Genomic DNA, 12,065 nt, shown 5'->3' on the forward strand with positions numbered 1-12,065 from the left:
CGGAATCAATTTGATTCCGCTTTTTTTATAATTGAACTTTAGTAATTATCCTAAAGTAACTCTTTTGAAACCTGTAATTTCAATTTCTCCGTAAGAAGCAACATATTTTTCAACCGAAGACTTTTCATCTTTAATAAAGTTTTGGTTTAATAAACATTGTTCTTGGTCTAGAGTAGTGTTATCTGAGATAAAACGTTGCATTTTACCAGGTAAAATTTTGTCCCAAATTTGCTCTGGTTTACCTTCAGCTTTTAATTCAGCTTTAGCATCTTCTTCAGCTTGCGCTAATGCTTCAGGAGTTAATTGTAACTGAGAAATGTATTTAGGTACATTTTTAAGTGTTTTACCTAAACGCTCTAATTCTTCATTATCTTTTTCAATAGCTGCAATTCTAGCTTCAGTTTCAGAAGCTACATATGCAGGATCAAAATCTTTATAAGATAAAGTTGTTGCTCCCATAGAAGCAATTTGCATTGCTACATCTTTAGCTAAAGTTTCTACATTGTCAACAACGCTAGAAAATCCAACTACAGCAGCAATTTTATTAATATGTACATAAGAACCAACGTAAGCAGCTTCAACTTTTTCAAAAGCTTTGATGTCTAATTTTTCACCAATTACTCCAGTTTGCTCAACTAATTTATCGGCAACACTCATTCCATCAAAATCTGCAGCTAAAAACTCTTCTTTAGAAGCAGTATTTAATGCGATATCACCTAATTGGCTAGCTAAAGCTAAAAAGTTTTCGTTTTTACCAACAAAGTCTGTTTCACAACCTAATACAATAGCAACACCAACAGTGTTATCTGCATTAACTTTTGCTACAGCAGCACCTTCACTAGACTCACGGTCTGCTCTTTTAGCAGCAACTTTTTGTCCTTTTTTACGTAATACTTCAATAGCTTTGTCAAAATCACCTTCTGCTTCAACTAAAGCTTTTTTGCAGTCCATCATACCTGCACCAGTAGCCTTTCTTAGTTTGTTAACTTCAGCGGCTGTAATTTTTACTGTAGTACTCATAGTAATAATTATAATTTAAAAAAGTCGTTCAATATATTTTCGGCAAAGAAAAGAACTAAACGACTTATTTGTGTTGTGTAAATGTTATTTATTCTTCTTCTTCAGCAGCTGCTACTTCTTTTTTAGCAGGTTCAGCTTTCGCTTTAGCATCGGCAGAAGCAGCAGCTTCTTTTTCAGCTTTACGATCGGCTAGTCCGCCAGCAATAGAATTTGTTACATAAGATAAAATCTTGTCTATTGATTTAGAAGCATCATCATTTGCAGGAATTACGTAATCAACTTGACGTGGGTCTGAGTTGGTATCTACCATTGCAAAGATTGGAATGTTTAATTTTTGAGCTTCTTTAATAGCAATATGCTCACGCTTAATATCAACTACAAATAACGCACCTGGTAAACGTGTCATGTCACTAATAGATCCTAAGTTTTTTTCTAACTTAGCTCTTAAACGGTCTACTTGTAAACGCTCTTTCTTAGAAAGTGTGTTAAAAGTACCGTCTTTCTTCATTCTATCAATAGAAGCCATTTTTTTAACAGCTTTTCTAATAGTAACAAAGTTAGTTAACATACCACCTGGCCATCTTTCTGTGATGTAAGGCATGTTAATAGAGCCAGCTTTTTCAGCAACAATATCTTTTGCTTGTTTTTTTGTAGCAACAAATAAAATTTTTCTTCCAGAAGCAGCAATTTTAGCTAATGCTGCACCAGCTTCATCAATTTTAGCTGCTGTTTTGTAAAGGTTAATAATATGGATACCGTTACGCTCCATATAAACGTAAGGAGCCATGTTTGGGTCCCACTTACGTGTAAGGTGTCCAAAGTGTACACCTGCTTCAAGTAATTCTTTTACTTCTACTGCCATTTTGTAATAGTTTACGTTCTGTTGAATTAGCAATGATTAAGTGGTCATTTTTAAAAGTCGCCTTAATCATTTAGATGCTAAACTGTTTACACCCTGAACTCGTTTCAGGGTCTTAATAATTGTGTTTTTAATTTCAACAAGATTGAGAAAACTGTGATACAGAAACTCAATCCTGCCGAGGTAGTCTTAACGTTTAGAGAACTGGAATTTCTTACGCGCTTTCTTCTGACCGAATTTCTTACGCTCTACCATTCTTGGATCTCTTGTTAATAAACCTTCTGGTTTTAAAATAGCTCTGTTTTCAGCATCTACCTCGCATAAAGCACGAGAAATTGCTAAACGAACAGCTTCAGCTTGACCAGTGATACCACCTCCATATACATTAACTGTAATATCAAAGTTGCTATCATTGTTAGTCAAAGCTAATGGTTGCTTTACTTTGTACTGTAATGTTGCAGTAGTAAAGTAATCCGCTAAGTCTTTTTTGTTTACCGTGATGTCTCCCTTTCCTTGAGCAACATACACACGAGCAACAGCCGTCTTTCTACGGCCGATTTTGTGAATTACGTCCATTATTTAAATTCGTTTAAGTTAATTGCTTTAGGTTTTTGAGCCTCATGTTTGTGCTCTGCACCTACAACAACTGTTAGGTTACGGAAAATTGCTGCACCTAATTTATTCTTAGGAAGCATTCCTTTTACTGATTTCTCTACTAATCTTGTTGGGTTTTTCCCAAACAATTCAGTAGCAGTTAAACTTCTTTGACCACCTGGGTAACCTGTGTGACGGATATAAGATTTATCAGTCCATTTGTTTCCAGTTAAGTTGATCTTTTCTGCATTAATAACAATTACGTTATCTCCGCAATCAACATGTGGCGTGAAGTTTGGCTTGTGTTTTCCTCTTAAAAGTTTTGCAACTTTAGAAGCTAAACGACCAAGCGTTTGACCTTCAGCATCTACTAAAACCCACTGCTTATCTACAGTAGCTTTATTGGCTGAAATAGTTTTGTAGCTTAATGTGTCCAAACTAATTAATTTTATTTATTAAACATTCCTCTCTAAAAAAGAGTTTGCAAATTTACGATTAAATATTTGATTAACAAACCGTAATAGCTATTATTTTTCAGGGTTAATTAGAGCCTTAAAATGTTAAAATTCAATACTATTCGTTAATCTTTTATTAAAGTTCAAGATTTTCTGTAACAGCAATAATATTTTTACATCTTTAAATCAACTTTTATCAATCAATCAAACTATCTTGAAAGCTATTTCATCAATCACTCTATTTATTGTCTTTTGTTTTATTCAGACAATTAATAGCCAGGAAAAACATGCATCAATTCCAAAGCGTATTTATACCACCAAAGCTGTTGGTAATTATGAACCTCCAAATATTGATGGATTACTAAATGATGGCGTTTGGGATATAGTGTCTTGGGATTCAGATTTTACGGAATGGCGCCCGGATGAAGGAGCTTCTCCAACATACCAAACAAAATTTAAAATTGTTTACGATGCCAAATATTTATATGTAGGTATAAGAGCAATAGATGATGAACCCGAAAAAATTGTAAAACGATTATCTAGAAGGGATGGCTTTGAAGGTGATTGGGTTGAAATTAATATAGATAGTTATCACGATTTGCGCACTGGATTTTCTTTCACTATTAGTGCTGCTGGTGTTAAGGGAGATGAGTTTATATCTAATAATGGTAACAATTGGGATGGTAGTTGGAATCCTATTTGGTACACTAAAACCAATATAGATGACAAGGGCTGGACAGCCGAAATGAAAATACCTTTAACGCAGTTAAGATTTTCGGCGGCCGATGAACAGGTTTGGGGATTACAAGTGCATAGACGCTTTTTTAGGGAAGAACAGCGTTCGCTTTGGCAACGCATTCCTCTGGATGCTCCTGGTTGGATTAGTGAATTTGGTGAATTACATGGGTTAAAGGGGCTTAAACCTCAAAAACAATTAGAGATACAACCTTTTACAGTAGCCAAATATGAAACTTATGAGGCCGAATCTGGAAATCCTTTTAGAGATGGAACAGATGGTGACATAAATGCAGGTATTGATGCGAAAATTGGAATTACCAATGACTTGACTTTAGATTTAACTATTAATCCCGATTTCGGTCAAGTTGAAGCAGATCCTGCTGCAATAGCCCTAGACGGTTTTGAGATTTTCTTTAGAGAGCAACGACCGTTTTTTGTTGAGAATAAAAATATATTTGATTATCAGTTTTCCAACAATCAGGATAACTTATTTTTCTCTAGACGTATTGGGCGAAGTCCACAAGGAAGTGCGGATACGCAAGATGGGGAATATGCAGATACACCGGTAAACACTACTATTTTAGGAGCTGCTAAATTTTCGGGAAAAACAAAGAATGGCTGGTCTATTGGGATTTTAGAGAGTATGACCGCAAGAGAATATGCAGAAATTGACACGAACGGAAGCAAAAGAGATGAGTTAGTAGAGCCATTAACCAACTATTTTGTTGGACGCGTTCAAAAAGATTTAAATGAGCGAAATACGTTCATAGGAGCCGTATTTACAGCAACCAATAGGGAAAAGTTACCAGAACAGCTTAATTTTTTAAGAAGTAATGCCTATACAGCTGGGGTAGATGCTAAACATCAATGGAAAAACAGAGATTTTTACGTAGAGGGTAATGTGGTGATGAGTCATGTTAAAGGAAGTAAAGAATCTATTGAGCAAACGCAACGCTCTTTAACGCATTTATTTCACCGAGAAGATGCAGGTCACGTAAGTGTAGATCCAAATAAAACGTCATTATCCGGAACTGGAGGTAAGTTCGAAGGAGGTAAGCAAGGTGGAGGTAATTGGAGATATAATGCTGGCTTTTCATGGAAATCTCCAGAATTGGAGCTAAACGATATTGGATTTTTAAGGCAGGCAGATTTAATTAGACAGTTTGCTAATTTAAGGTGGAGAACCACTAAAGCTACTGGGAAGTTTAGAAGAATATCTGCAAGATTATCTCAGTTTTCAACATATGATTTTGATGGGAACTATAATAGAATTCAATACGAGTTTAATGTTGATGCCAATTTTAAAAATAACTGGTGGTTCGATGTTGGAGTAGGACATAAACCAAGAATTTTTACAAATACCTTTTTACAAGGTGGTCCACGTTGGCGTTTTTCTGATGAAAACTTTGTTTTCGCTTTTTTCGGAACGGATAATAGAAAAAAACTACGAGGAAGAATAGGGTCGGTTTATTCAGATTCAAAACAAAATCAGTTCTCGTTTTTTAGGTTAACAGGTACTTTAACTTATCAGCCCACAAATAATTTAAAAGTGTCTATTAATCCAGAATTTAGGGATAGTCCCAATAAAACACAATATGTGAGTCAGTTGGATTATAATGATGGGAAACGCTATATTTTAGGTGAGATAGATAATAAAAGACTGAGTGCTTCTATAAGATTGAATTATACTATTAATCCGAATTTAACACTTCAGTATTATGGGGAACCTTTTATTTTCAAAGCAAAGTATAAAGATTTTAAATATGTGACTAATCCGACTGCCGATGATTTGTATGACAGGTTTCATCAGTATGACGATGCTCAAATAAGTTTTGATGGCGATGATTATCAAGTAGATGAAACTAGAAATGGAACAACGGATTATTCCTTTTCTAATCCCGATTTCTCTTTCGTACAGTTCAGGTCTAACTTAGTTGCACGTTGGGAATATATTCCAGGATCGGAAATTTTCTTAGTTTGGTCTCAAGGTATAACAGGGAATGTTGATTCTTCAGATAATTTATTAACCGGATTAGAAAATGGGATTTTTAATAAAAGACCAGAAAATATATTTCTTATAAAAGCAACCTATCGCTTTGTTCTATAGGACACCATTAAATGAGACAGGTTAACCTAAGTATCTGTAAAAATTAAAATGTAGCACGTTGCAATCTGTCATTTATAGACTTGCCAAGTCCAAAATCAGGAAAGCGCTCAGCGATTATGAGATCTAAATTTTGTTCATCAAGTCTGTGCATGGCATCATACAAATTAGACATAGCTTCTGCCATGTCTCCTTTTTCAGAAAGTATAATTTGATACACAACATTATCATACTCCTTAAAATCAGAACTGAAGGACAAAACGCCTATGTGCTTATCGTGATGTTTTCTTATGTCCTGAGATATCGATTCAGATAAAATAGTCTTAGTATTTGGAGCATAATGACGTTTTAGCATTCCTGGTGCATCTGGACTTTCCTCTTTTTTGTTTTTAACGTTTACAGGTCCAACAACTTTTTCAATATCTTCTAAAGACAAAGAGCCTAATCTATATATAACGGGCTCATCGTCTTCAAAACCAATAATGGTAGATTCTATACCGTTATTACAAGGGCCGCCATCTAGTATCTGTTCAATATCATCTTCAAAATAACCAGCTACATGTTCTGGTCTTGTTGGACTAATACTTCCAAAAGGATTAGCACTTGGTGCAGCTAAGGGGAAATTTAGTTTTCTTAAAAGTGCAATAGTTAAGGGGTGATTGGGCACTCTTACTGCCACAGTGTCTTTTCCTGCTGTAACCAAATCTGGAATTATCTCTTGTTTTTTGAGGACTAAAGTCATAGAACCAGGCCAAAAAACTTCCGCAAGACGTTGCGCTTTTGTAGGTATATGAGATGCAACGGTGGTTAATCTTTCTATTGAAGGAATGTGCACTATCAACGGATTAAAAAGTGGCCTTTTTTTGGTTTTAAAAATACTCTTTATGGCGTTTTCACTAAAGATATTTCCTGCTAGTCCATAAACTGTTTCGGTTGGAATAGCAACCAGTTTATCCGCACTTAAAATGGCAACAGCCTTTTCAATATCTTTTGAAATAATACTCATATCCTTATTTAAGAAGTGCAAAAATACATTGTTTTTTTATAATCTCTTCTTTTTCAAAATAACAGATATTTATCAGGGAAGGTTTCTGTAAATTAGAAAACCGTGTTTTTTTAGTTATTTTTGCAGTTCTATGGAGGAGTTAAGGTTATCAAGCTGGTTACCTACCACAAACAAAGAGGTAAAGATTCGTGGTTGGGAGGCACTAGACGTTATATTGTTTAGTGGCGACGCCTATGTAGATCACCCTTCTTTCGGTCCAGCTGTTATTGGACGTATCTTAGAGAGTTATGGTCTGCGTGTAGCCATAGTGCCTCAACCTAATGTAAACGACAATCTTCAGGATTTTGTAAAACTGGGCGCTCCAAAATTGTTTTTTGGTGTTACTGGAGGATGTATGGATCCTATGATTAGCAATTATAACGCTAATAAGAAGCGTAGAAAAAAAGATGCTTACACACCTAATGGAGACGTTGGTTTTAGGCCAGATTATGCAACTACCGTCTACACGAAAATTTTAAAAGAAAAATGGCCTGATGTTCCTGTTTTAATCGGAGGTATTGAAGCATCGCTTAGACGTGTTACGCATTATGATTATTGGAGCGATAAACTTCTACCAACAATTTTAGAGAGTTCCAAGGCAGATATGTTGGTTTATGGTATGGGAGAACAACCTCTTAGAGAGGTAGTACGTTTATTGCAAAAGGGAGTGCCTTTTAGCAGTATTAATACGGTGAAGCAAACTGCAGTTTTAGTAAATAAAGAAGATAAAATTCCTAAAAACAGCAATTGGGAGGATATTGAAATAGCTTCTCATGAACAATGTTTAAAGGATAAAAAGACGTTTGCTTCTAATTTTAAAATTATAGAGCAGGAATCTAATAAGTTGTATGCAAGACGTATTTTTCAGCATGTAGGACAAAAGACACTTATGATTAATCCGCCGTATCCAACTATGACCGAGGATGAAATTGATGCATCCTTTGATCTGCCATATACAAGGTTACCGCACCCTAAATACAACAAACGAGGACCTATACCTGCGTTCGAAATGATTAAATTTTCCATTAATGTGCATAGAGGTTGTTTTGGAGGTTGTAGTTTCTGTACCATTTCCGCGCATCAGGGAAAATTTATTGCGTCTAGAAGTCAAGAATCTGTTTTAAAAGAAGTGGATAAGGTTGCTAACATGCCAGATTTTAAGGGCTATTTATCGGATATAGGAGGACCAAGTGCTAATATGTATAAAATGCAAGGAAAGGTGCAATCCATATGTGATAAATGTGTGGCGCCTTCATGTATTTCGCCAGTAATTTGTAGCAACCTGGATACATCTCATAAGCCTCTAACCCAATTGTATCAGGCTGTTGATAGTCATCCGAAGGTAAAAAAATCATTTATAGGAAGTGGAATTCGTCATGATATGTTAGTTCCAGAATTTAACAAAAATGCTGATGCTAAAGAATTAGATGATTACACAGAGGAAGTAATGACTAAGCACGTTTCGGGTAGATTAAAGGTGGCTCCTGAGCATACAAGTGATCCTGTTTTAAAATTAATGCGTAAACCATCATTTAAATATTTTCATAAGTTTAAAGATAGGTTCGATAAGATTAATACAAAGCATAAATTAAAACTTCAATTAATTCCATATTTTATATCAAATCATCCTGCTTGTGAAGCCGAAGATATGGCTAATTTAGCAGCTGAAACTAAAGATATGGGCTTTCAATTAGAACAAGTTCAAGGATTCACTCCAACACCTATGACTGTGGCTACTGTTATTTATTATAGTGGCTATCACCCATACACACTTCAAAAAGTTAAAACGCCAAAAACTCAAAAAGAGAAAGATGAACAACATCGTTTTTTCTTTTGGTATAAAAATGAAAATAAGGCTTGGATTAAAAATACTTTAAATAAACTTGGAAGACAGGATTTACTTAAAGTATTATTACCTGAAAATGATAAATGGAGAAAGAACAAACCTGGAAAACCTAAGCATACTTTTGATGATGCCGTACCCTTTAATCAAAGAAAAAAGAAAGCTAAGTTTAAGCCTAAAAAGAGACGAAAATAACGTTTACTCTTGCTGAATGTCTTTGTGCAATAGAATTAAATCTTTAGACACGAAGGTTCTAAAATCATCTTCTGCAGGGTGACCTAAATATGGCGCATAAAAATGATTGGGCGTTGCATTTCTCCAAACCATGGTGTACGAAATACTGCTGCTTCTTATGGCTTTATAAAGTTGTTCAGTCCACCAATTAGACTCAGTAACATTTTCTAATCCTGTTTCCGTAAATGCAAATAGCATATTTTTTTCTTTAGCGATGGTTTCAACAATTTCGAGATTCCTAATAGCATCGTTTACAAAATTGTTGCTTTTGTGATCGTAAACATCAATTCCAAGAATGTCTACATATGCATCACCAGGGTAATTTTTTAAATATTCTGAAGCATTTTTTACCGTATTTGGGGCATACACGTAAAGTACGTTATGAACATTGTAGGTTTCTGTTAAAATGGTAACCGTATCTCTAAATAATTGTTTAAACTCTTCAGTAGATCTTAAGCCTTCGCCCCAAAAAAAGAAATCACCATTCATTTCATGCCAAGGTCTAAACAACACAGGGATAGGATTGCCATTTTCATCTTTTAGATTATTTAAGAAATATGCAATTCTTTCTAGGTAAAGAAGAAATGTGTCTCTTAAAAAGCCTCCTTCTAGCATTTGAGTAACAGCTTTTGTTCTGTCAAAAGAATTTCGTCTTGTTAAAGGGTTGGAAGCGTGCCAACTTAAAGTTATAATGCTACCATTGTTATGCGCTTTGGTTAGGAGTGTCTGCCGAAAATCTTGAACATTAGGGTTTGGAATTAAAGGATCCCAGAGCTCTAGTTCTTCCAGATCAAAGCCTATTATCGCTGGCCAATCTCCGGCAACCCTGCTAAAGTCACTTTCAAGAGATTCAAAGTCAAAGAAGTTTACGCCACCACCTATTGCTCCCTGTTGCCCAAAAGCTATACCCTTTTGAGTAATTAGCTGAAGTCTTAAATGTAAATCTTTTGCTTCTTGAACTATGTTAGGATCTGCAAAGGTTACATCTGGAATAAGTGTTTGAGGAACTCTTGTAGCATCTGGGTCAAATAAATCTAATTCATCTGTTGTGCAACTTGTAAGTAGCAATGTTACTGTTAGGAATTTTAATATCAGTTCTTTCATTGATAACAAAAAGTTACGGCGTTGCATAGATTGAAGGATTGATATAAAAATTGGAAATAGCAAACCAATAGCTTACAACTGAGGTTGCTGGCTTTAGAGTTTCGCCAATTCTAGGGCCAGAAAGTGCTTCTCCAAAAATACTCCATTCATTGCCTTCGTTGTCCGTAAAAAAGGAGGTGCCATTAAAACTAAATTCAAATTCAAGATTTGTTTGATTTGTGTTTAATTCAAAGGCATGAATCAGGTTTTCATTGCCTACAACCAGATACTCTTTTCCTTCAAAAGATTCTTTAACTGTCTTACCATTAACGAATTTTGAAAATTGATATGCTCTTGATTTTTCATTATTAATAATAGCATAAACCCTTTCTTTGTTAGGCAAATCATTATTAATTAATCCAGGGGTAAAAATAAAGCGAGCATTATTACTTGCGTAATCACCATAAGGTGAGGTTCCGTAGTTTCTAGAAAATCCAGTATTGGTATTTAGTACTTTAGAGTTAGGGTATATGGTTTTCCATGTTAACCAATTTGTTTCAATTACTTGAACAGTATTAGGAATTTGGTTTATAGATTCACCATTAACGCATTGTAAGGCCATTTGAGACCAGTTACTATCTGTTTTTCTATCGTATAAAATAAGATTTGCGTTATATAGTAATCCCGAAACTCCAAATGTTGATGAAGAGCCATTTACTAAGCTTTTCCATCCAAAGGCAGTGCCAGTTAAAGGGCAGTAGTTTATTGTAATAGCTTCTCCACCAATGTTATCGTTTACAACTTCATGCCAATCCAAAATAATATGAGGATAAGCTTTTATTTCGCCATTGTTTATAATGCCAACTACCAAATCGTTATCACTTAAGTTGTTAATGTCGTTAACGTTAGAAAATTGAGGGTTATCAATAGAAGGAATTCCGTCTTTACCTGGCCCGCCATCTTTTATTTCGTTAAATGGGATAAGCCACTCCGAACTTGATTGAGGTAAATCAAAATCGTTTGTATTATTTGTTGTAGAACAAGATAAGAACAATAGGAATATGGTAATAATACAATAATACGTTTTCATAGCTATTTTAGTTTGTAGTTAATAGTTTTGGTTTTGGCCTAAGGGTAAAAAGGATGCCGCTAGTAATTCTGTATGTAGGTGTTAATTGAGTACCGTCTACATTATTATATATTGGAATTTCAGCCCTTGTAAGAAATGCCAAGTTTGGAGATAGGTTAACGGATATAGTAGGGATTAAGGAAATCCAATCGCCTCCTGTATTATCTAAATCAAAGCCGTTGATCTTATCTAGTTGCGCATTTCTATATTTAAAAGAAATACTGGTATCAATTAAAGATTTAGCTATTAGTAACTGATCTGAAACATTAAAAAATAATTGAAGCTCATTTCCAAATTTATAAGTAGAATCATTAAAGTAAGTGTCATTAGTACCCGTGCTTCTGTAAACAATTCTTGATGAAAGGTTAAATGAAGGTCTAAAATCAAAACTTTTAGAGACTGATGCCCAATAAATGAGATCCCAAGCATTACTACCAGGCTGCAAGTCGGCATTTAGAGTTATGCCTTGGCTATTGGTTTCGGTTGATGAACCCAAGGGAATCTTTGTGCCTAGACCAACAGTGAAGTCTGTATTTCTTCCTATAAGTTCTGCAAAGTTGTATTTTAATAACAGGACGGCATCTCCAACCCCAGAAGTTTGATCTAAATTCTCATTTCCAAACTGCGTTATTTTACGTCTTTGGTTTACCCATGTGAATAAGCACTCAGCAGATAAATTGTCTGTTATGGCATAACTAGTATTTAATAATATAGAATGTGTGATTCGCAGTCTAGAGTTATCATCTAAGGTTTCTGTGCCATTATTTAATGTATTTAGATTGTTATAATCGTAATTAAATCCTATTTGTAGTGTGCCCTTTTCTGAAATTGGAAGCCCAAGATTATTGGAAAGTGGTATACCTCCCGAGCAACAGGTTTGCGCATTATTTGATACAAAATAAAGCAGACAAATTGAAGATAATACCTTTTTTAAAATCATAGCAACTCTTTAAAAAACGTT

General features: G+C 34.8%; 10 protein-coding genes. 2 read left to right on the forward strand and 8 right to left on the reverse strand.

Annotated elements, in window-relative coordinates; translation table 11 throughout:
- Positions 1 to 45 precede the first annotated feature (45 nt).
- From tsf to rplM, 4 genes are all read right to left on the reverse strand, one after another.
- Positions 46 to 1,020, reverse strand: a complete 975-nt coding sequence (tsf, locus tag FUA24_RS14425) for a translation elongation factor Ts (protein WP_148543521.1) — start codon at positions 1,018 to 1,020, stop codon at positions 46 to 48.
- A gap of 88 nt (positions 1,021 to 1,108) precedes the next feature.
- Complete coding sequence (rpsB, locus tag FUA24_RS14430) at positions 1,109 to 1,882, reverse strand: 30S ribosomal protein S2 (RefSeq protein ID WP_148543523.1); 774 nt, start codon at positions 1,880 to 1,882, stop codon at positions 1,109 to 1,111.
- A 186-nt stretch (positions 1,883 to 2,068) separates the two neighbouring features.
- On the reverse strand, positions 2,069 to 2,455 hold the full coding sequence (rpsI, locus tag FUA24_RS14435; protein ID WP_148543525.1) for a 30S ribosomal protein S9: 387 nt from the start codon (positions 2,453 to 2,455) through the stop codon (positions 2,069 to 2,071).
- The gene (rplM, locus tag FUA24_RS14440) at positions 2,455 to 2,910 is read right to left on the reverse strand and encodes a 50S ribosomal protein L13 (RefSeq protein WP_148543527.1); all 456 of its coding nucleotides are present in this window, start codon (positions 2,908 to 2,910) and stop codon (positions 2,455 to 2,457) included. The genes rpsI and rplM overlap by 1 nt, the downstream gene beginning before the upstream one ends.
- A gap of 232 nt (positions 2,911 to 3,142) precedes the next feature.
- Between rplM and FUA24_RS14445 the strand changes: the two genes are divergently transcribed.
- On the forward strand, positions 3,143 to 5,773 hold the full coding sequence (locus tag FUA24_RS14445; protein WP_148543530.1) for a DUF5916 domain-containing protein: 2,631 nt from the start codon (positions 3,143 to 3,145) through the stop codon (positions 5,771 to 5,773).
- Positions 5,774 to 5,816: 43 nt separating this feature from the next.
- On the opposite strand, the gene FUA24_RS14450 is transcribed toward FUA24_RS14445, so the two are convergent.
- On the reverse strand, positions 5,817 to 6,776 hold the full coding sequence (locus tag FUA24_RS14450) for an L-threonylcarbamoyladenylate synthase (RefSeq protein WP_148543532.1): 960 nt from the start codon (positions 6,774 to 6,776) through the stop codon (positions 5,817 to 5,819).
- Between the two features lie 130 nt (positions 6,777 to 6,906).
- Between FUA24_RS14450 and FUA24_RS14455 the strand changes: the two genes are divergently transcribed.
- The gene (locus tag FUA24_RS14455) at positions 6,907 to 8,853 is read left to right on the forward strand and encodes a YgiQ family radical SAM protein (protein WP_148543533.1); all 1,947 of its coding nucleotides are present in this window, start codon (positions 6,907 to 6,909) and stop codon (positions 8,851 to 8,853) included.
- A gap of 3 nt (positions 8,854 to 8,856) precedes the next feature.
- Here the strand turns inward: FUA24_RS14455 and FUA24_RS14460 are convergent, their stop codons facing one another.
- The 3 genes from FUA24_RS14460 to FUA24_RS14470 are packed head-to-tail and all read right to left on the reverse strand — an operon-like array spanning position 8,857 to position 12,044.
- On the reverse strand, positions 8,857 to 9,996 hold the full coding sequence (locus FUA24_RS14460; RefSeq protein WP_187388287.1) for a glycoside hydrolase family 26 protein: 1,140 nt from the start codon (positions 9,994 to 9,996) through the stop codon (positions 8,857 to 8,859).
- A gap of 13 nt (positions 9,997 to 10,009) precedes the next feature.
- Positions 10,010 to 11,065 (reverse strand): DUF3179 domain-containing protein, encoded by a 1,056-nt coding sequence (locus FUA24_RS14465; RefSeq protein WP_148543538.1) that lies wholly within the window; start codon positions 11,063 to 11,065, stop codon positions 10,010 to 10,012.
- A 7-nt stretch (positions 11,066 to 11,072) separates the two neighbouring features.
- A complete protein-coding gene (locus FUA24_RS14470; RefSeq protein ID WP_148543540.1) occupies positions 11,073 to 12,044 on the reverse strand; it encodes a transporter in 972 nt (323 codons plus the stop codon).
- Between the last annotated feature and the right edge of the window lie 21 nt (positions 12,045 to 12,065).

This window comes from Seonamhaeicola marinus, assembly GCF_008085455.1.

What these genes read in the sequence shown, in the direction of transcription:
- FUA24_RS14450 (WP_148543532.1), bottom strand. Translation starts at nt 6,776, where the DNA reads ATGAGTATTATTTCAAAAGATATTGAAAAGGCTGTTGCCATTTTAAGT.
- FUA24_RS14455 (WP_148543533.1), top strand. Translation starts at nt 6,907, where the DNA reads ATGGAGGAGTTAAGGTTATCAAGCTGGTTACCTACCACAAACAAAGAG.
- tsf (WP_148543521.1), bottom strand. Translation starts at nt 1,020, where the DNA reads ATGAGTACTACAGTAAAAATTACAGCCGCTGAAGTTAACAAACTAAGA.
- rpsI (WP_148543525.1), bottom strand. Translation starts at nt 2,455, where the DNA reads ATGGACGTAATTCACAAAATCGGCCGTAGAAAGACGGCTGTTGCTCGT.
- rpsB (WP_148543523.1), bottom strand. Translation starts at nt 1,882, where the DNA reads ATGGCAGTAGAAGTAAAAGAATTACTTGAAGCAGGTGTACACTTTGGA.
- FUA24_RS14470 (WP_148543540.1), bottom strand. Translation starts at nt 12,044, where the DNA reads ATGATTTTAAAAAAGGTATTATCTTCAATTTGTCTGCTTTATTTTGTA.
- FUA24_RS14460 (WP_187388287.1), bottom strand. Translation starts at nt 9,996, where the DNA reads ATGAAAGAACTGATATTAAAATTCCTAACAGTAACATTGCTACTTACA.
- FUA24_RS14465 (WP_148543538.1), bottom strand. Translation starts at nt 11,065, where the DNA reads ATGAAAACGTATTATTGTATTATTACCATATTCCTATTGTTCTTATCT.